An 18,470-nucleotide genomic window follows, 5' to 3' on the forward strand; every position below is an offset into this window, starting at 1 on the left:
ATTCACTGCCAGGGCGCTTCGACACCGCGATGCGCCGGTAGCCACTGGCCCCGCAGGGCTGGCCTGGCAAACCGCCATCTGCGGCGTTGGCCGCCTTGGCCTTGGAATGACCAAGGCCGGCAGCGTCCGCTTGGCATCTGACCCTTTGCCAGGCCAGCGCAGTCGCTAAAAGACCTTGAACAGGCTCTTACACCTGTACCGACGGCACCGACTTCATGCAGCGCAGGGTAAAGTGCGAACGGCTGTGGCGAATGCCGGAGATCTTGTATAGCTTCTCGCGCAGGAAGCGCTCGTACCCGGCGGTGCCGTCTACCGCCACTTTGATCAGGTAATCGTATTCGCCCGACACCAGGTGCGCCTCCAGCACCTCGGGCAGCGCCGCCAGCTCGGCACCAAAGCGTGCCAGCGTGTCTTCCTCGTGCGCGTTCAGGGTAACCTCGATCAACACCGTATCGCGCAGACCCATGCGTTTCTGGTCTATCAGCGCCACATAGCCCTGGATATAGCCTTCTTTTTCCAGCTGGCGGGTATGGTTCCAGCAGGCACTGGCCGACATGCCCACGCGCTCGGCCAGCTCGGCATTGGATAGCCGCGCATTGTGCTGCAGCTCGCGCAGAATCTTTCTGTCTTGCGCACTCAGGCTGTAGGTATTTTCTTCCATGGCGTAGCTCCGGTAGATCGTTCCGCCATTTTGCGCAATGGCAGAAGATTTATCCAGCACCATAGCAAAACAGCTGGCCAATCAAAAGCACCTTCTGCGGGCCGCACGGTACAGTAAACACACTGACACGCACCGCAGACAACGCGCCACCCGCGCGCTGACCACCGCCAGCCACCCACGCTACGGGCTGCACACACAGCTAGCCACCCCACAAGGGCCACAAGCTGCAGGCGTAAAACAAGGGGCATAAGCACCCGGGACAAAAGACATGCCGGCAGCGCGCCGGACGCATGCGGCCAACCTTCAGGGTTGGCCGCATGCGTGTTGGGCAGATACAAAAAACGGATACGAAAAAACCGCCCGCAGGCGGTTTTTTCAAGGACACGGTGCCGGCTTACTCGGCACTGGCCGTCGCAGCCTTGCGCTTGGCCAGGACAGTACCGGTAATCACCACCAGCGCTGCGCCTACCGCACCACCTACCTGATGCGACCAGGCAGGCAGCGTACCGATAAAGCCGGTCAGGCCTTTATCGCTCAGCAGCATGGAGCCGCCAATCCAGCCCAGCAGGCCGCCGCCCAGTGTAATCACCATCGGGAAACGGTCCATCAGCTTCATCACGATCTGGCTGCCCCATACAATGATGGGGATACTGATCACGATACCGAACACCACCAGCGGCATATGGCCACCGGATGCACCGGCAACGGCAATCACGTTATCGATACTCATCACGGCATCGGCCACGATAATGGTTTTGACCGCACCCCACAGGTGGGCACTGCCGTCTACGTCGTGGCCATCGTCGTCCTCACCCACCAGCAGCTTCATACCGATCCACAGCAGCAGCAGGCCGCCTACCAGTTTCAGGAACGGGATATCCAGAATCTGCAATGCAAACGCAATCAGCACCACGCGCAGGCCAATGGCACCCACCACGCCCCAGAAAATGCCTTTCTTGCGCAGGTCTTCCGGCAGGCTGCGGCAAGCCAGGGCGATAACGACCGCGTTATCGCCACCCAGCAGAATATCAATGGCGATAATCTGCAGCACAGAAATCCAGAAGGTGCTTTCACCCATCATTTCAAACATCTTGTCATCCTCCCTCAAAACTTTTACAACGAGCAGCCGTGATTATCGCTGCGGAAACTTTCAATTAGCTGTCAGGCCAGCACCATATCGTAAGCCAGCTTGCAAATAAGCACGCTCACCAACACCAGGAACAGCAGCCGCACAAACCCCGCCCCCTTGCGCATGGCTAGCCAGCTACCCACCAGGGCGCCCAGCACATTACACACCGCCATGGGCACGGCGTAGCCAAACAGCACATTGCCACTCGGGATAAAAAAGCACAGCGCCGCCACATTGGTGGCCAGGTTCACCACCTTGGCCGAGGCCGAGGCGTGCAGGAAATCAAAAGCAAAAAAGCGTACAAACAAAAACATCAGAAAGCTGCCGGTGCCGGGGCCAAACAGGCCATCGTAAAAACCGATACCCCCGCCAATGGCCAGGCCCACCAGCATCTCGCGCCGGCCTATCGCCACCGGCGCGTGCGTGGCACCCAGCTGTTTCTTGCGGAACGTGTAAATGGCCATCACGATCAGCAGCACCAGCACCAGCGGGCGCATATAGTGCGCCGGGATATAGCTTACTGCCGCCGCACCGGCGAACGACATGGCAAAAGCCGCCGCTGCCGCCGGCAACACCAGCCGCCATAGAATAGTCACCCGCTTCAGATAGGAGCGTGCAGCAAACACGGTACCCACCGCAGATGACATTTTATTGGTACCAAACAGCGTCGCCACCGACACCTGCGGCAGCGCGTTGAATAGCGCCGGTATCTGGATAAGCCCGCCACCGCCGACCGCTGCATCGATCAGGCCTGCCAGAAAAGCAAAGACGCACAGGAAAGCCAGCGTAAACATACATACCCCGTTTTTTTGCGAGGCGTCATTGTAACGGGATATATACCCGCTGTCGGGGCATTGCGGTTTTATCGACAAAACACTGCGTGCAGATTTTGCCCTGTACGCGGATAGTATCGGCTCTGCCCTTACTGCGCCAAAGCGCCACCACCATGAGCACCGACCTGCTGGGCTATATTGCCGCCTTTCTCACCACCACCAGTTTTTTGCCACAAGTCATCCGCACCCTGCGTACCGGCGACACCCGCAGCATTTCGTTCACCATGTACCTGATGCTGGTAGCCGGCGTAGCCGCCTGGCTAGCCTACGGCTTGCTGCTGGGGGCGCTGCCCATTGTGCTGGCCAACGGCATGACGCTGCTGCTGTCGTCCATCATTCTGGCCATGAAGTGGCGCGAGATACGCGCTAGCCGCCAAGCATCATGAAAAAAGGGGGCCACGCCCCCTTTACTTAGCCACCATCCGCGGCAGTGTCTATTTGCCTATGCTTTTCAGCAGCGGCTCTACCAAGCCAGAGAAGCCTTCCCAGATGATCTGCACCCCCAGGCACAGCAGGATGAAGGCCGTGAGGCGCAGAAACACCACCGAGCCGGTACGGCCCAGATAGCGCATCAGCTTGTCGGCGTGGGTCAGACACCACCAGGTCAGCACGCTGATCGCAGCCACTGCCGCCACCGCCGCCAGCGGGGCCACGGCAAATTTTTCCAGGCCACGGCCTGCACTGCTAAGCGACGCGCCCACGGTAATGGCTACCGAGATAGAGCCTGGCCCAACTGTCAGCGGAAAGGTCAGCGGGTAAAACGCCCGCTGCTTCAGCACTTCGCGGTTTTCTATTGTCTCTACGCCCGGCGAAGCTTCAGCCGGTGCGTCGTTCAGCATGCGCCAGGCAGCAAAGGTAATCAGCAGGCCACCGGACAGCTGCACAACCGGCAGCGACACGCCAAAAAAGCTCAGCACAAAGCCACCGATATACATGCTGCCCAATAGCAACAGAAAGCAGTAAATCGCGATGCGTCGCGCCAGAAACGCGCGCTGCGGCTGGCTATTGTGCGCGGTAAGCGAAATGAAAAAAGGCACCAGGCCGGGCGGGTTGATGATGGGCAGCAAGGCGGCTGCCACAAACAGGAACTTGCTGACAAACAGCGACATCATCGGGGTCATGCACGGGCACCAAGCTTAGTAAAGAATGAGCGGATTCTAGCATTGCCACCCGGCATTACCAGCCCGCTGGCGCAATACGGCCACCTGCTTTATGAAAAAACCTGCTAAGAACATCAGAAATCAAGCTTTGGGGTGATAAAGGCAGGCTCTACACTGCAGCCAACCTTATCCGGAGCCTCACCATGCTGCACAGACTGCGCCGCCACTGGACTATCTACTCGCTACTGGCCGTACTGGCCAGCGCCGGCCTATTACAGCTGGCCGGCACCCTGCACCTGGGTGACACCGCCCGCCAAGCGCTACTGGCTGCCAGCGGCTGGACCAGCGACCCGTTGTTCTGGACCTTCATCGCCATTGGCTTTATGGCGCAGATCATCGATGGCGCACTGGGCATGGCCTATGGCGTCACCGCCAACACCGCGCTGATGTCGGCTGGCGTGCCGCCTGCCGCCGCCAGTGCCGGCATTCATCTGGCCGAGATTTTCACGACCGGTGCATCCGGGCTATCGCATTTGAAATTCGGCAATATCGACCGCCAGCTGTTCAAGCGCCTGGTGGTACCGGGCGTACTGGGCGGGATAGCGGGCGCAGCCGTGCTGGCTTTTGTCGATGTGAGCATCATCAAGCCCGTGGTGTCGGCTTATCTGTTGCTGATGGGCATCTATATCCTGCTAAAAGCGCGCCAGCAGCTGGCGGATCGTGGCCAACCCAAACGTATTGCCCCGCTGGCTTTTCTGGGCGGCGCGCTGGACTCTATCGGTGGCGGCGGCTGGGGCCCGGTGGTGACGACCTCGCTGATCGGCCGTGGCGGCGCCCCGCGCACGGTAATTGGCTCGGTGAATGCGGCAGAGTTTTTCCTGTCTGTAGCCGGTGCCGCGTCGTTTGCGGTGTTTATCGGTGTATTCGAGCAGCTGGAGCTGATTGCCGGCTTGGTAATCGGCGGCATGGTTGCCGCCCCGCTGGCCGCGTGGACCACGCGCTACCTGCCCGCACGCGCCCTGATGACGGTGGTAGGCTTGCTGATCACTGGCTTGTCGACCTGGAACCTGTACAAAGCCCTAGCCTGAACGCACTACACCCCATCAACACAAAAGGTTGGCCGCTGCGGCCAACCTTTTGTCGTTTCAGGCACGGCGTACGGTTTAGCTGGCCTGCGCGGGCAGGGCTACACCTTCCGTGCTGAACTGGTAGTCGCGGAACACGTGCTCGGCGCTCAGCACCTGATAGCTGCCATCCGCCAGGCGGTGCGATGTGTCCTTGAGGCGGTAGGTGTAGTGGCCACAGGTCCAGCAATCGAAATTGCGCATGTGGGTACACAGGCAGGTTTTATCCATCACCTTCACCCGGCGCTCGCCCGGGTGGGCGGCTACTGCGCGGTTATAGGCCTCGATATACTGGCAGCTGCCGCTGGCATCCAGCAGGTAGCCATAGGCTTCGCAGTTGGGGCGAATGCCATCGCCAATGGCCGGGCACTGCTTGATCATGCGCATCGGGTAGCCGGTAGGCGACAGCTGGTTGACCTCGATATCCTCTTCGCTGGCGCGGAAGTATTCCTGCTTGATCTTGTCCGGCAGGCCGCATTCGTGCGTCACGGTAAAGCGGGTGGCTACCTGCACACCCTGTGCGCCCAGCTCTAGCATGCGCACTGCGTCGGCACCGGTAAACACCCCACCGGCGGCGATCAGCGGAATGGTCAGGCCCTCAGCCTGCATCCAGTCGCGAATTTCGACCAGGATGGTTTCCAGGTGGTAGTCCTGCCAGTCCATGCCGAAGCCCAGGTGGCCACCGGCCAGCGGGCCTTCGACCACGATATAGTCCGGCAAGCGCTTGGTGCGGGCGGTTTTCTTCAGGAACAGCTGCAGGGCGCGCAGCGACGACACGATGATACCCAGCTGTACCTCGTGGAAACGCGGGTGGTCTTCGATCAGTGCAAACGAGCCCAGGTGCAGGCCGGCAGCCAGGGTAATACCATCAATGCCGGCGTCCATGGCGGCACGCATACGCACACGCAGCGTGTCCTTGGGCGCGTTCATGGTGAGCTTTTCCATGCAGTTGATGAAAATCAGCCCGTCACCCTGCTTGGCTTTCATGGTGGCCTCGACGTGCAGGCGTGTCGACTCGGCCACCTCTTCCAGATCAAACTTCACTACCGACTTGTCGGTGTTTTCTACGTTGAACTTGTACTGTTTGAGCTTGTTCTTGACGTATTTGGTGTCATAGCGACGGTCTGCCACGGTAGGCAGCATGGCATCGGAAATGTGGCCGATACCACCCAGACGGGCCACTTCCAGCGCCAGGGCTGCAGTAGAAATATCCACACCCATGCCACCCTGCATGATGGGCACCAGGTCCTTGCCCGCAAGGTGCAGACGGAAATCATCCAGACAACGCATTACACATCTCTCCATTTAGATGGCCGGCATTATCGCCCAAGCAACTCGATAAAATCCAACAAAATAGAGCATTTGCTCGTTGCCGGTATTCCATACGGCTGCGGCCAACCCTGGCCTGCATGGCAGGTCAGGCAAATAATTCGGTATCACCTTCTGCGCCGGGAAATGCCACCAGCCCCTGCGACTGCAAGCCGATAGCCTGCAGCACACGGGCCGAGGCCAGGTTGGCCGGGTCGATAAAGCCCACCACCCGCGGCAGGCCCAGCTCGCCCAGGCCGTAAGCCCGCGCCGCCGCCGCGGCCTCTACCGCATAACCGTAGCCACGCGCCGCCGGCATAAAGGCATAGCCTACGTCTACATCTGGCACGTTATGGCGGCGTATCAGGCCGCACATCCCCACAGGCTGGCCATCGCACAGGCGCTCCACACACCACAGGCCGAAACCGTTGGCCGCATAGCTAGCCAAAGGGCCATCGGCCAGATACTGCTGTGCCTGCACCAGGCTGCGAACCCGCTTATCGGCAATAAAGCGGATAAAATCCGGGTCGTTCAGCAGCAGCAAGACAAAAGGGGCATCCGCCAGCACAAACTCACGCAGGCGCAAACGGGTAGTAACAATAGGGAGCATGGCAGCCAGGCCACCTGACAAAGTGACAAACAGCCGGCACTGTACCGCAGCCAGGCAGCGGCGTCTGCCCCCAGGCCCGCCAGGTGGATTTTTCGCACATAAATCCATAACCCGGCTATTGATATTACGGAAACTGCCCTCATACACTGCCCTGTTGCGCCAGATAGCCGGCAGCAAAAGACCAACTCTCCACAGGAAACCGACATGTCCATTACCGTAAACGGCGTAGAAATCACCGAAGCCATGGTGCAGGCCGAGCAGGCAAACCACGAAGACACCGCCAGCCCGCGCGACGCCGCCGTTCAACAGCTGGTACTGCACCAGCTGCTGCTGCAAAAAGCCAGCGAGAGTGGTTTTGACACGGCCAACGAAGGCCAGGCCATCGGCGCCCTGCTGGACCAGGAGCTGAGCTTCACCCCGGCGGACGAAGCCGCCTGCCAGGCGTACTACGACGCCAACCCGCAATACTTCAAGCAGGGCGAAAGCGCTGTAGCCAGCCACATCCTGCTGCCGCTGGGCCAGGGCGACGAGTTGGCCGCATCGCTGGCCAAAGCCAAGGCACAAGGCGTTCTGGAACAAGTACAAGCCAACCCGGACAGCTTTGCTGCCCTGGCAGCCGAGCACTCCACCTGCCCTAGCGGCAAACAAGGTGGCGATCTGGGCCAGTTTGGCCGCGGCCAGATGGTGCCGGAATTCGAACAAGCCGTCTTCAGCACCGAAGCCGGCCAGATCACCCCAAGCCTGGTAGAAACCCAGTTTGGCTACCACATCATCCAGGTAAAACAGCGCGCCGAAGGCGGCCAACTGGCATTTGCCGATGTGTTCCCGCGTCTGCAGCAGTACCTGAACGAAATGGCCGGCCGCCAAGCCATGCATGAATACCTGAGCTCGCTGGTAAAAACCGCCGACATTCAGGGCTTCAGCATGCCTGCCCTGTAAGTCAGCCTGATGAAAGCCCTGCCCGCCACATGGCCGGCAGGGCTTTTTGCTTTATACAGGCCGCAACAAGCACAGCCTGCTGCCCTGCGTGTTTTGGCGTAAAATACCTGCCATTCGCGGCAGCCCCACCCTGCAGCGCCGCTTATTGATTAATGGAAGACACTTTGTGAAAAACGCGTTCCTGAACCGTATTGCAGACAAATCTGCCGTCATCGGCATTGTCGGCCTGGGCTATGTCGGCCTGCCGCTGATGCTGCGCTTTGCCGAAGTCGGCTACAAGGTACTGGGCTTTGATATCGACCAGAGCAAAGTCGATGCCCTGCACGCCGGCAAAAGCTATATCGAACACATCAGCGCCGACAGCATCGCCAGCGCCCGCGCTGCCGGCTTCGAAGCCACCACCGATTTCAGCCGCGCTCCGGAAGCCGATGCGCTGATCCTGTGCGTACCGACCCCGCTAAACAAATACCGTGAACCAGACCTGTCTTTCGTGCTGAATACCATCGACAGCCTGGTACCGCACCTGCGCGCCGGCCACCTGGTATCGCTGGAATCCACCACCTACCCCGGCACCACCGACGAAGAGCTGCTGCCACGCATCGAATCGCGTGGTTTCAAGGTAGGCCAGGATGCCTTCCTGGTGTTCTCGCCAGAGCGCGAAGACCCGGGCAACCCGAACTTCACCACCCGCACCATCCCCAAAGTATGCGGTGGCATTACCGAAGCATGTCAGGAAATCGGCGTAGCGCTGTACGGTGCAGTGATCGATAAAGTGGTGCCGGTATCCAGTACCCGCGCCGCCGAAATGACCAAGCTGCTGGAAAACATCCACCGCGCGGTCAACATCGGCCTGGTCAACGAAATGAAAATCGTGGCCGACAAAATGGGTATCGACATTCACGAAGTGATTCGCGCCGCCGCCACCAAGCCATTCGGCTTTGTACCCTACTACCCCGGCCCGGGGCTGGGCGGCCACTGCATCCCTATCGACCCGTTCTACCTGACCTGGAAAGCCCGCGAGTACGGTGTGCACACCCGCTTTATCGAGCTGGCCGGCGAAGTTAACTCGTCCATGCCAGACTATGTGGTGAGCAAAATTGCCTCGGCGCTGAACGAACGCAAAAAGGCCATCAACGGCAGCAAAATTCTGGTACTGGGTATCGCCTACAAGAAAAACGTAGACGATATGCGCGAAAGCCCGTCTGTGTTCCTGATGGAAAAACTACGCGACCTGGGCGCCGAGATCAGCTACAGCGACCCGCACGTGCCCACTTTCCCCAAGATGCGCGAACACCACTTCGACCTGGCCAGCGTAGCATTATCAGCAGACACCCTGGCCACATACGACTGCGTATTACTGGCCACCGACCATGACAAATTCGACTACGACATGATCCGCCAGCATGCCCAGCTAGTAGTGGATAGCCGGGGAAAATACCTGAGCCCCGCCAGCAATATCATAAAAGCATAAGAAAATAAAAAAGCCGCCAATGGCGGCTTTTTTATTTTCACAGCAAGAAATGAATTAATCATGCTGTGTTAACGGGTCTTTCTCTTTCGCTACCTTGCGGTACACAAGCCATCGCGGCGAACGGAACCGTACGATACGCTTGTATAACCAAACATAAGTTGCGATAAATAAAATACAGAAAAGCTGCAACACCAGTTCATACTGCCAAAATAACATAGCTGGAGAAACTGTAAGCAGCGCCATTGCCCACAAATAAGGCGCTGTCATGCTATTGCGTTTAAGCAAGTGTTTAGCATTACTCCTACCGATCATCCAACGCACCAAGCGCTTGTACACTACTTGGTGAAAATGCATGCTATCAGGCATACCCGCCGCCATCTTACGCTGACGCCGCCGCAGAATAGTAAAAACTGTCTCGAAAATCGGGTAAATTAACACCAATAGAGGAAACCATGGAGATAACGTTTGGGGGTGGCGTGCCACCAGCAGCACAGCCAGCTCTGCCAGCATGAAACCAACAAAATAGGCACCGGCATCCCCCGCAAAAATCAGCCCCCGCGGAAAGTTCCACACAAGAAAACCCAACAAAGCGGCAACCAAAGACAAAGATACCGAAAACAACAGCATATCGCCCAGCTGGTAGGCAACATAGGCAAAAGCTAGGGAGGCCAGTACGCTCACGCCACCCATCAAACCGTTATAGCCATCAATGATATTCACCGAGTGACATACACCACCGACAGCAAAAACAGTCACCAGCACTGCCAACACGGGATAAGCAGCCAGCACTCCGTCTATGAGGGGCAAGCCTAAACGCACCAGCACAGCATTGAGCAACACGACACCCAGGCCCGCCGACAAAAATGCAGCAAGCAAACGCACCATGGGACTAACCCGCTTAGTCAGGTCTTCCAGCAAGCCAGCCAGAAACACGGGGAGCGATGCAACTAGCAACAAACCGATTTCTGCAACATCCGACTGCCAACCATAAACCAGTGCGCCGGCAAGAAAGCCACTGAAAACGGGCACCCCACCGATCCGAGGCGTTGGCGTAACATGGAATTTCTGTACCCCTACCAGATCGTGATCCAGCGAAAAACGCGCATGCAGATGTTGGTAGCGAATGATCAACATCGCCACCACCAGCGAGCACACAAGGCTTGAAAAAAACAAGTAGATTTCCATTAACTTACAATCAGAAAGTCCAAGCGTAAAAACGGGTCCGTATCACTAAAAAGCAAAGTTGGCACTTTGGTTTGCCATACACACCACTACTGACCGGCGCGAAGCTTAGCGACATATGGCCGGGCGAACACAGTCAGTACACCAAGCATCAATCCCAGCATAACGCCAGCAACAACAATCAGCGAACGCTTTGGTTTGGATTTCTGGTCCGGCGAAGTCGCCACATCCAGCACCTGGATCATGGAGCTGTCACGCCCCTCCTCCACCCGAGCCAGTTCGTACTGCTTAGCCATCAGTTCCAGCAGGGCTTCGTTATATTTAACGTCTCGCACAGCACGAATATATGCCAAGCCATCTTGCGGCAGACTTTTAGCCCCGACAGACAGGCTACCATCGCCGCCCTTCTCGTCCAGCTGAGCCAGCTGCTGCTTCATGGCGTCCAGCGCATCCTGGGCACGAACGAAATCAGGGTTTTTGTCTGTGGCAAAGCTGCGCATGGCCACGATCTCTACTTCTTTTGCCGCAATCTTTGCCTTCAGCTCCGCCACCGTCTTCAGAACAATACTTACCTGCCCCTCCGGGAGCACCAGCCCTGTTTTCTTTTGCAGCGCTTCGAGACCCAGCTCAGCCTTGGCCAGGCTCTGCTTGACATCTTGCAGCTGCTTTTCAAAAAACACACGACGCTTGGCAGCGTCTGTTACCGCCAAATTCTGATTGAGCCGTTTTAGCTCGACGACATATGCGTTAGCTAGGTTGGCAGCAAACTGCGGATCATGGTCATCAACATTGATCTCGATGAGCCCTGATTTCGCCGAGCTAATCATCACGGCAGCTTCCAGCGTTTTACGCGTTGAAGACAGTTTTTCCTGCTCGTATCGCGCTTGCAGATCAAACTGCTTGATCAACCTGTCAGATACCGTCTGACTCTTCATCATCGCGACGTACAAATCATTCGGGTTTTTCAAAGTGCCACCGGTTGCTACCCCTGCCATGGCCCCCAAAGACCCCAGCGCAGCTGACAGACCGCTAGCCTGCTGCTGTGGCGGCAAAATACTGGCAGATGCCGTAAACGTGGGCCGAATGGCCAAGCTAGTGACAAGGGCAATGGAACCGCAAAAAAATGTGGCAGCCAGAATGGTATTGCGCCCTTGCCATAGCTGTAATACCAGCGCATTCAGATTAATCTCGCCGTCCAGATCTTTCATATCATCTTGATTATTATTCATGGCAGTCCAGTTATTTAACTTGCACAGTTATACGCATTAGTCTTTAAGCACTTTCAAACCCGCGGCACCCAAACCAAACTGGTAAAGGATGCTGGTCCATTCTTTCAGACTTTGCGTCGTGCTGACGCCACGCTCGATTGCCTCTGGCACAATGATACTGTCACCAGGGAAAATCTTGTAACCATTCACAGAGCTGAACCAGCCCAAACCGGCACGGCTCACTGCAGTACCATCCGCTCTCAAGACATATACCTCGTCTTTATCTGCACTACGGCCAGCACCGCCTGCCAGCTGCAGATAGTCGCTAACACGGCGATTTTCCTTAAACATGAAGGCTGTGGCATTGTTAACGGCGCCAAATACATTCACTGTACCAGGCTGGCGCGGCACATACACTGCATCGCCATTTTCCAGCGGCAAATCAGGCACATCTTTCAGCTTGAGTTTGTAGCTATTGAATTCCAGCGCCACTCTGCCAATCGCCTGTACTTTACGCATGCTCTGAGCACGCTTGCGATTGCGATCCAGCTCGGCCTGGATAGACAGGGCATTCTCACTCAACGAAGTCGCGGCCAACTTAGATGCAGCTGCGGCTTCAGACTCTTTCTCGAAACGATCTACCGCTTCCGCCAAAGCCTTCTGTTGCTGGTCGCGAATACTGGGGCGGGTAAACACCATCCCGTACAAATAAGCATCGTCACTCACTCCGCCGATACGGGATAATAATTCGCGCAGCGTCTCACCCTTGGCAAGCTTGTAGACGCCCGGGTTGAGCACCTCACCATCAACCTTGACATAGTGCTGGCTAGCATTTGCCCTCAAGGCTGTTGCATCAATACTCGTCAAGCGATAAACCCCACCTTGGCGTAGTGGCAGTTTAGCCGTAGCCTGCAACAAGCCATTCAACCCGGCATAATCAGGGGTATTTTCCAGCGGTTTAAGCCAGCCTTTATCAACCAATTCAAGCTGCAAACGGCTAGTTTCTGCGACAGGCTGTACTCCGCCGGCACGTCGAATCAGAGTCGCGACACTTTCATTCGGCAGTGCTTCGTAAATGGCAGGCTGCTTCACCAGCCCGGCAATGGCAACGAGGTTACCCATAGCAGGAATATGAATGATATCGCCATCCTGTAGCGCGATATCACCGGCCTTGCTCCCCTCTGCAATGAAGGCGTACAAATCAAATGTGGCTACAGTCTTTCCGCCACGTTTGATCTCTACCCTTCGCATCGAGCCCTCTGGAGCAGGGCCACCAACAGCAAACAAGGCGTTCACTACGCTGCTCAAGGAACTGAGCTGATAGCTACCCGGCTGCCGGGCAAAGCCCGTCACAAAAACCTGAATCGCTCGGGTTTGGGCCAAAGAAACGCTCAGTTCAAAATTGGTGAAGATCTTGCTGATGGACTTTTTCAGATAGCCTTGCAGGTCTTTGAACTTGACACCTGCAACACTCACATTGCCAACTCTGGGAATATAAATTGCACCCGTTCTATCTACCTTGCTGAGCAGGTCAATATCCACCATGCCCCAACCACGGATCTGCAACTCATCTCCTGCACCAATCACGTAATCGTCTGGCACATTCATGTTCTGTAACGGTGCGAAAGTCGAAGGCGACTGGCTAAAATACGCCGCACCAAACAATGACAGCTGATCACCTGTACTGTCAGATACATAGCGTGAAAATTCCGGTAACACTGCCGCCACAGCACTCGGCGCAAGTACTTGCGTAACCGTCATTCCGTCACGCTTGCCCTGTGGGCTCGCCAGTGTTGGCGTCGAGCTTACGCCCCCCCTTTGCGCGACATCTGCATCATCGGCCGCCTGTGCGGTAGCCACCAACCCTATCAAGCCAAGCAAGCAAATCTTCTTGTTCATTGTGTCCTACCAGTTTTGTTTTATCGGGCTGCGGCCAACATGATCAGTATTGATGAGTCAAACTGAGTGATATGGCCTTGTCTGCTATCGATACGGATGGTGCCAACAGCGTGTTACGCTGGCCTTTCCACAGGGTATAACCTGCACCGTAACCAAGCAATCCACCCGCAACAACATCAGAGAGCCAGTGTTTTCCTTTTGCAACCCGGCCTGCAGAAGCCATACCACCCGCCACATAGAGCCAGGGCAGCTTGTACTCTTCGGCGAATGGCGTGATGGCTGCCATCGTGACAGCAGCATGGTTGGACGGGAAGCTGCGATCACCATTTGCAGACTGGTGCCATGCATGGGCACCAGACTCACCAGGACGAGCCCGATTGATCAGCCGCTTGCCCAATATAGACGTACCACCCGCCAACGCTGCGGATTGTAAGCTGATGATGCCGGTATTGACCAGCACAGGGTCATCAGCCAGAGTCATTGCTGCCCCGGCCGCCCCCACTGCCAGTAAAGGCGCGGCCCGCCCAGCGGCATCCCAGGCTTTCACCACCTGATTGTCACCATGTTTTGCCAGCTGCTTGTAGGTAGCCTTGTCACGCGTACTGGCCACCGCCACGGCAGAAACACCCAAGACAGTAGCGACCGCCGCCGAATCCAGCTCAGGCAGTGCCGCCAGGCTGTCGTCCATCCGCATACGCACTCCGGATGCACTGGGCCACCACGCCGGGTCTGGCAAATCACCACCCTGAGGCTCATCGTCACGTTCCCCGAGCCGACCCAATGAATCACCCACAGCCAACTGCCGCTCGACATCGGCCATTTCGCGTACCAGGTTATGCGGCACCTCCACCTGCTGACCCACATCTCGCGTCCACGGCGAGATCGACATATTGACAGTCGACTGCGTGTCCAGGGCCAACATACTGTTAAGCGGGATACTCATGAACAGGCCTTTGTCATGATAAGGACTACTCGGCGTACCAGGCGAAGTAATATCTTTACCATCGGTGTAGGTGTACCAGGCACCTGCCTCGATACCACTATTAAAGCGGCGTTTTATTTCCATCCGCACGCCACTATCCTTGGCCAGGAAGCGCCCCGCACGGCCCGTTAGCGTGATACCGGCAGGCAGCTTGTAATGCAACGAAGCCAAAGCGGTGACGGTTTTGTAATCTTTACGCCCAAACCAGCCTTGGTAATCGCGCTGCTGTACAGCTTCAGCCGTCAACTCACCTATCCAGCGTGAAGCCGGAGGGAAATAAACCAGCTGACCGGCTACACCACCAAACATTTCCTCGAACATGCCTGCCGATACCTTGCCGTATAGACGTTGGGCGGGCTGAAACAGATGCGTATACGTCAGCTGGCCTAGGCGAAATGGATTACCCTTTTTGTATTCGGCAATATCAGTGCGTACATGGGGCAATAAGCTATTGGACGGGTTGTCCAGCCTACTGACGTTCTCGAACACCTTGTAGGTAACGGCAGCATCCAGATAATTACGCGGGCTGATACGCCACTGGCCGCTGGCCTGCGCATTAACTTCGTAACGCAAGGCGCCAGACGGGTCATTGAAGTACATCACCAGTTTGGGTGCAAGACTGAACCGGTTCAGCTGCTGGTCCTGACCTTTCAGCTGGATACTTTGCCCGTCCTCGTTGGCAATCAGCCCGAGGTCGACGCCTTTGTCCAGCTCGGTGGATAAGGCATCAAAATCCTCCCGGTTTTTGTCCGGGTCGGCATGGCTGACCAAGGCTACATCCCGCAATTGCTCACGCGTCGCCTGGCCATTCAGGTAGGCAGTCAAAACCGGCAGATTGAAAAACTCGTAGTCAGCAACCGCAAGATCACGCCGATTGACACGCAGCTTGATGACACGGGTTTCGAGCGGGGCAAAGTAAAGTGCCGTGCGCACCGCACGCCCCACAGAGCGTCCCACATCACTGATACGGATGTTGGTGAAATCAAGATGCAACACCCCGTTTTGATAGGCCAGTGAAACAGCACGGTAGTCTTGCTTGTGCAAGGCATCCAGCAAGCCCAGCCTGTGCTGCGGATCACTGCGCCATGCCTGGGCATCCGGCCGTGCGCGTACTACTTGATAAGCGGCAGGTTCGTAGATTTTGGGTACAAACTCACGGTCACCAAAAGGAATACTGACAAAGGTATTGATACTGCTATGCGTACGGCTTCTTACCAGCTCTGCGCCCAACCACCCCCAGCGGTAACTTACCCCTAAAACAGTGCCATTCTGCCGCTTGCCGGCAAATGTCTGGCTGGCACGAAAATCTTTCTGGTAATTGTTGGCATCGTACTCGGCCAGCAGTGCCCAACCACCGTCGCCATAAGGCAATAACCAGCGCACACCACCGAATGCGCCATTAATCCGACCCGAGCCATAACCCAGGGTAGTATCGAAGCGGCCAAACTGTTTACTGGCTGCAATATAATGTCCGGCAAAAAGACCAGTGCCCAATATATCTGTTTTGCCCACTGCCAGATCTGGCAGAATCGCCCCCTCTTCCAGCAAGCGTAGTTTTAAATCGATAACCTTATCTTTATAGCTTCCATAGCTATCTTGATATTTCCCGGTAAAACCAGGCGTCCCCCGAATACCGACAAAACGCCCGTTCATTTGCAGGTAAGGCAGAAAAGTCAGATTGGTCCACAAGGTGCTATACGGGCTATCGTAGCTATACCCAAGCCCATACTGACCATCCACCTCCACCCGCCCATCTGGCATATTCATCAAGCCAGACTGGCCAGTGAGTGAGGGCACGGCCATGGCATAAAAGGGCAAGCATAACAAAGACAGGGCTATCGGAGTCTGGCGCATGAGATATCCGGAAGTAGGGCAAAAAAAAGCCACCCGAGCCAGGCAGGGGTAGCTTTCGACCAAGCAAATGCTTAGTGGTGAGTGGTAGTCGAGTTGCTGCTTGCCGCAGCAGCAACCGCAGCCACAGCGGCACCGATAGAAACCATAGCAGCAGTAGAGAGACCAGCAGCAGCACCACCAGCAGCAGCACCACCAGCAGCAACACCACCAGCAGCAACACCACCAGCACCAGCACCAGCACCAGCAGCAGCACTACCGCTTACAGTACCGGTAGCAACAGGAGCAGTGGTCTGAGCAAAGGTTGGCATCGCAGCAGCAGCCAAGATCATGGCAGCAATCAGGTTTTTCTTCATAAGACACTCCAGAAAAAAAAAGCAAAGGATTGGAAACCAACCCTTTGCATTATGGCGCGAACAGCTGACAAAGTCAGCCGTCATCCCGACAACTTTTGCGTAAAAGTACTATCAGGCCATCAATTGTTTGACAACGTCCACATAACCTTGCATGGCTTGCTCGGCATTTTGGCCGTGCAGTTTGCCCCATGCGTCGTATTTGGCACGGTTGATAAAGTCCATCATGCCTGGGCGCTCACCCTGCACATCACCGTCGGTGGCTTGTTTGAACAGCGCATACAGCTGCAGCAGTGTCTGGTTATCCGGGCGCTCGGCCAGGCTGGTCACGTCTTTCTGGGCTTGTTCGAACAGTGCTTTCAAATCGGACATGTTGATTCCTTCTCTATTCTGGGTGATGCGTCTGGCGCCCACCGGTTCATGTGTTGTTAGCCGCCATAGATACTGGCTGTGGCAAATTTACCATGAAACGATCGTTTCACAAGTCTTCCGGCTGCAGCGCTATGCGTTTGAAGCTGTTTACCGGCATGCCGTCTTTCCGCGCAGGGGAAAAACGTGCGGTTTGAAAACGCTGCATGACCTGCACTGCAAAATCCTCATCCAGCCCTTCCGGCAGTACCACGCGCTGCACCAGACCCTGATAGTCAATATAGACATCCAGTATCGTGTCTGGCGGCAGCTCGTCTTCCAGATCAGGCAGCAGGATGGGCTGTAGCGGCTCGGCCAGCGTGTCCAGCTCGCTGGCCGGGTAATAACGCGCCAAGGCCAGCGGGCGATCCGGCATGGCCTCGCTGGCCTGCTCTGGGTTGGCCGCATCGGGCACTGGCAGCGCCGGAGCCGCCTCCGCCGGGCGCTGCACGTCTTGCGGCGCTGTTTGCAACGGGCCTGGCGGGCTGGCCAGGCGCACGCTCAACCCAAGCTGGCTTTGGCTAGCTGGTGGCAAGCCATCCAGCAGCAAATAGCCGGCCAGATGCAGCGCCACGGCCAGCAGTGCGCTGGCCAGCAGCCGCTCGCCCTGGCTGTGTGGCAAAAAATGCATGGCTTACTTGGCTGCCAGGTTTTCCTCTATGGCTGCCAGCGGAATGGCACCCGGCACCAGCGTGCCGTTCGGGAAGATCAGCGCGGGCGTGCCGGTAATGCCCAGTTTTTCGCCCAGCGCGGCGATCTCGGCCAGCGGGGTGGCGCAGTTGTCTTTACCGGCCAGCTTGGTACCGCTACGCATGAAAGCTGTCCAGGTTTGCGCCGGGTCTTTGCTGCACCATATCTGGCGCGATTTGCGCTCGGCGTCCGGGTGCAGCTGCGCTAGCGGGTACAGGAAGGTGTAGATGGTGACGTTATCCAGCTTGGCCAGCGATTCGCGCTCCAGCTGTTTGCAGTACGGGCAGTCCGGGTCGGAGAACACCACCAGCTGGCGCTCGCCCTTGCCGCGTACGTCCTTGATGGCTTTGGCCAGTGGCAGGCTCTTCCAGTCCACCACCACTTTATTCAGCTCATCCAGACGGGCTTCGGTTACGCTGCGGCGCGTTTTGGTGTCGATCAGGTCACCGGTAATCAGGTGATCCACCTTGCCATCCACGTATACCACCGTAAATTCTTCGCGCCCGCCACGCTTCATTTTCACCACCACCTCGTACAGGCCGCTTACCGGCGCGGGCTGCACGGTGCTGACTTCGTGCTGCGGAAACTTGGTTTTGAATGCAGCCTTGACGGTGTCGGCGCTTTCTTCGGCGGCCGAGGCGCTGCAGGCCATCAGCGGCAACATCAGGGTAGCCAGCGCAAACTGGCGAAGACGGAATGACATGGTAGTCCTTTGAATACAG

Annotated in this window: 18 protein-coding genes; 4 read left to right on the plus strand and 14 right to left on the minus strand. The window is 56.9% G+C overall.

Annotation, left to right across the window (positions count from 1 at the left end; translation table 11 throughout):
* Positions 1-187 precede the first annotated feature (187 nt).
* From FLQ44_RS06915 to FLQ44_RS06925, 3 genes are all read right to left on the minus strand, one after another.
* Positions 188-661: an Lrp/AsnC family transcriptional regulator gene (locus FLQ44_RS06915; RefSeq protein ID WP_147684815.1), complete on the minus strand. Its 474-nt coding sequence runs from the start codon at positions 659-661 to the stop codon at positions 188-190.
* A gap of 394 nt (positions 662-1,055) precedes the next feature.
* A complete protein-coding gene (locus tag FLQ44_RS06920; RefSeq protein ID WP_147693737.1) occupies positions 1,056-1,751 on the minus strand; it encodes a TerC family protein in 696 nt (231 codons plus the stop codon).
* A gap of 71 nt (positions 1,752-1,822) precedes the next feature.
* Positions 1,823-2,584: a sulfite exporter TauE/SafE family protein gene (locus FLQ44_RS06925; RefSeq protein WP_147693739.1), complete on the minus strand. Its 762-nt coding sequence runs from the start codon at positions 2,582-2,584 to the stop codon at positions 1,823-1,825.
* A 152-nt stretch (positions 2,585-2,736) separates the two neighbouring features.
* Between FLQ44_RS06925 and FLQ44_RS06930 the strand changes: the two genes are divergently transcribed.
* Positions 2,737-3,009 (plus strand): SemiSWEET transporter, encoded by a 273-nt coding sequence (locus tag FLQ44_RS06930; protein ID WP_147693741.1) that lies wholly within the window; start codon positions 2,737-2,739, stop codon positions 3,007-3,009.
* Positions 3,010-3,057: 48 nt separating this feature from the next.
* On the opposite strand, the gene FLQ44_RS06935 is transcribed toward FLQ44_RS06930, so the two are convergent.
* Positions 3,058-3,744, minus strand: a complete 687-nt coding sequence (locus FLQ44_RS06935) for a MarC family protein (protein ID WP_240801202.1) — start codon at positions 3,742-3,744, stop codon at positions 3,058-3,060.
* Positions 3,745-3,926: 182 nt separating this feature from the next.
* On the opposite strand from FLQ44_RS06935, the gene FLQ44_RS06940 reads away from it, so the two are divergent.
* Entirely contained in the window at positions 3,927-4,811 is an 885-nt protein-coding gene (locus tag FLQ44_RS06940) for a sulfite exporter TauE/SafE family protein (protein WP_147693743.1), read from the plus strand.
* Between the two features lie 75 nt (positions 4,812-4,886).
* Here the strand turns inward: FLQ44_RS06940 and FLQ44_RS06945 are convergent, their stop codons facing one another.
* A complete protein-coding gene (locus tag FLQ44_RS06945) occupies positions 4,887-6,137 on the minus strand; it encodes a nitronate monooxygenase (RefSeq protein ID WP_147693745.1) in 1,251 nt (416 codons plus the stop codon).
* A 127-nt stretch (positions 6,138-6,264) separates the two neighbouring features.
* Complete coding sequence (locus FLQ44_RS06950) at positions 6,265-6,765, minus strand: GNAT family N-acetyltransferase (RefSeq protein ID WP_206208710.1); 501 nt, start codon at positions 6,763-6,765, stop codon at positions 6,265-6,267.
* Between the two features lie 204 nt (positions 6,766-6,969).
* On the opposite strand from FLQ44_RS06950, the gene FLQ44_RS24570 reads away from it, so the two are divergent.
* Together FLQ44_RS24570 and FLQ44_RS06960 are read left to right on the plus strand one after the other, a co-directional pair.
* A complete protein-coding gene (locus FLQ44_RS24570; protein WP_147693746.1) occupies positions 6,970-7,704 on the plus strand; it encodes a peptidylprolyl isomerase in 735 nt (244 codons plus the stop codon).
* A gap of 166 nt (positions 7,705-7,870) precedes the next feature.
* On the plus strand, positions 7,871-9,175 hold the full coding sequence (locus FLQ44_RS06960; RefSeq protein WP_147693748.1) for a nucleotide sugar dehydrogenase: 1,305 nt from the start codon (positions 7,871-7,873) through the stop codon (positions 9,173-9,175).
* 54 nt (positions 9,176-9,229) lie between these two features.
* Here the strand turns inward: FLQ44_RS06960 and FLQ44_RS06965 are convergent, their stop codons facing one another.
* The 8 genes from FLQ44_RS06965 to FLQ44_RS07000 all read right to left on the minus strand — a co-directional run bounded on the left by FLQ44_RS06965 (position 9,230) and on the right by FLQ44_RS07000 (position 18,451).
* The gene (locus FLQ44_RS06965) at positions 9,230-10,360 is read right to left on the minus strand and encodes an MraY family glycosyltransferase (RefSeq protein ID WP_170252860.1); all 1,131 of its coding nucleotides are present in this window, start codon (positions 10,358-10,360) and stop codon (positions 9,230-9,232) included.
* An 86-nt stretch (positions 10,361-10,446) separates the two neighbouring features.
* Positions 10,447-11,586, minus strand: a complete 1,140-nt coding sequence (locus FLQ44_RS06970; RefSeq protein WP_147693750.1) for a GumC family protein — start codon at positions 11,584-11,586, stop codon at positions 10,447-10,449.
* Between the two features lie 36 nt (positions 11,587-11,622).
* Positions 11,623-13,464 (minus strand): SLBB domain-containing protein, encoded by a 1,842-nt coding sequence (locus FLQ44_RS06975; RefSeq protein ID WP_147693752.1) that lies wholly within the window; start codon positions 13,462-13,464, stop codon positions 11,623-11,625.
* Between the two features lie 43 nt (positions 13,465-13,507).
* Complete coding sequence (locus FLQ44_RS06980; protein ID WP_147693754.1) at positions 13,508-16,300, minus strand: YjbH domain-containing protein; 2,793 nt, start codon at positions 16,298-16,300, stop codon at positions 13,508-13,510.
* Between the two features lie 71 nt (positions 16,301-16,371).
* A complete protein-coding gene (locus FLQ44_RS06985; protein ID WP_147693756.1) occupies positions 16,372-16,653 on the minus strand; it encodes a hypothetical protein in 282 nt (93 codons plus the stop codon).
* 111 nt (positions 16,654-16,764) lie between these two features.
* Positions 16,765-17,022, minus strand: a complete 258-nt coding sequence (locus FLQ44_RS06990) for an acyl-CoA-binding protein (protein WP_147693758.1) — start codon at positions 17,020-17,022, stop codon at positions 16,765-16,767.
* Positions 17,023-17,128: 106 nt separating this feature from the next.
* Positions 17,129-17,689: a hypothetical protein gene (locus tag FLQ44_RS06995; RefSeq protein ID WP_147693759.1), complete on the minus strand. Its 561-nt coding sequence runs from the start codon at positions 17,687-17,689 to the stop codon at positions 17,129-17,131.
* 3 nt (positions 17,690-17,692) lie between these two features.
* Positions 17,693-18,451: a DsbC family protein gene (locus tag FLQ44_RS07000; protein ID WP_147693761.1), complete on the minus strand. Its 759-nt coding sequence runs from the start codon at positions 18,449-18,451 to the stop codon at positions 17,693-17,695.
* Positions 18,452-18,470 lie beyond the last annotated feature (19 nt).

The organism is Vogesella mureinivorans (assembly GCF_007644035.1).
In the GTDB taxonomy this organism is placed as follows: domain Bacteria; phylum Pseudomonadota; class Gammaproteobacteria; order Burkholderiales; family Chromobacteriaceae; genus Vogesella; species Vogesella mureinivorans.

What these genes read in the sequence shown, in the direction of transcription:
- FLQ44_RS06935 (WP_240801202.1), bottom strand. Translation starts at nt 3,744, where the DNA reads ATGACCCCGATGATGTCGCTGTTTGTCAGCAAGTTCCTGTTTGTGGCA.
- FLQ44_RS06915 (WP_147684815.1), bottom strand. Translation starts at nt 661, where the DNA reads ATGGAAGAAAATACCTACAGCCTGAGTGCGCAAGACAGAAAGATTCTG.
- FLQ44_RS24570 (WP_147693746.1), top strand. Translation starts at nt 6,970, where the DNA reads ATGTCCATTACCGTAAACGGCGTAGAAATCACCGAAGCCATGGTGCAG.
- FLQ44_RS06925 (WP_147693739.1), bottom strand. Translation starts at nt 2,584, where the DNA reads ATGTTTACGCTGGCTTTCCTGTGCGTCTTTGCTTTTCTGGCAGGCCTG.
- FLQ44_RS06975 (WP_147693752.1), bottom strand. Translation starts at nt 13,464, where the DNA reads ATGAACAAGAAGATTTGCTTGCTTGGCTTGATAGGGTTGGTGGCTACC.
- FLQ44_RS07000 (WP_147693761.1), bottom strand. Translation starts at nt 18,451, where the DNA reads ATGTCATTCCGTCTTCGCCAGTTTGCGCTGGCTACCCTGATGTTGCCG.
- FLQ44_RS06990 (WP_147693758.1), bottom strand. Translation starts at nt 17,022, where the DNA reads ATGTCCGATTTGAAAGCACTGTTCGAACAAGCCCAGAAAGACGTGACC.
- FLQ44_RS06945 (WP_147693745.1), bottom strand. Translation starts at nt 6,137, where the DNA reads ATGCGTTGTCTGGATGATTTCCGTCTGCACCTTGCGGGCAAGGACCTG.
- FLQ44_RS06920 (WP_147693737.1), bottom strand. Translation starts at nt 1,751, where the DNA reads ATGTTTGAAATGATGGGTGAAAGCACCTTCTGGATTTCTGTGCTGCAG.
- FLQ44_RS06950 (WP_206208710.1), bottom strand. Translation starts at nt 6,765, where the DNA reads ATGCTCCCTATTGTTACTACCCGTTTGCGCCTGCGTGAGTTTGTGCTG.
- FLQ44_RS06930 (WP_147693741.1), top strand. Translation starts at nt 2,737, where the DNA reads ATGAGCACCGACCTGCTGGGCTATATTGCCGCCTTTCTCACCACCACC.
- FLQ44_RS06940 (WP_147693743.1), top strand. Translation starts at nt 3,927, where the DNA reads ATGCTGCACAGACTGCGCCGCCACTGGACTATCTACTCGCTACTGGCC.
- FLQ44_RS06970 (WP_147693750.1), bottom strand. Translation starts at nt 11,586, where the DNA reads ATGAATAATAATCAAGATGATATGAAAGATCTGGACGGCGAGATTAAT.
- FLQ44_RS06980 (WP_147693754.1), bottom strand. Translation starts at nt 16,300, where the DNA reads ATGCGCCAGACTCCGATAGCCCTGTCTTTGTTATGCTTGCCCTTTTAT.
- FLQ44_RS06985 (WP_147693756.1), bottom strand. Translation starts at nt 16,653, where the DNA reads ATGAAGAAAAACCTGATTGCTGCCATGATCTTGGCTGCTGCTGCGATG.
- FLQ44_RS06965 (WP_170252860.1), bottom strand. Translation starts at nt 10,360, where the DNA reads ATGGAAATCTACTTGTTTTTTTCAAGCCTTGTGTGCTCGCTGGTGGTG.
- FLQ44_RS06995 (WP_147693759.1), bottom strand. Translation starts at nt 17,689, where the DNA reads ATGCATTTTTTGCCACACAGCCAGGGCGAGCGGCTGCTGGCCAGCGCA.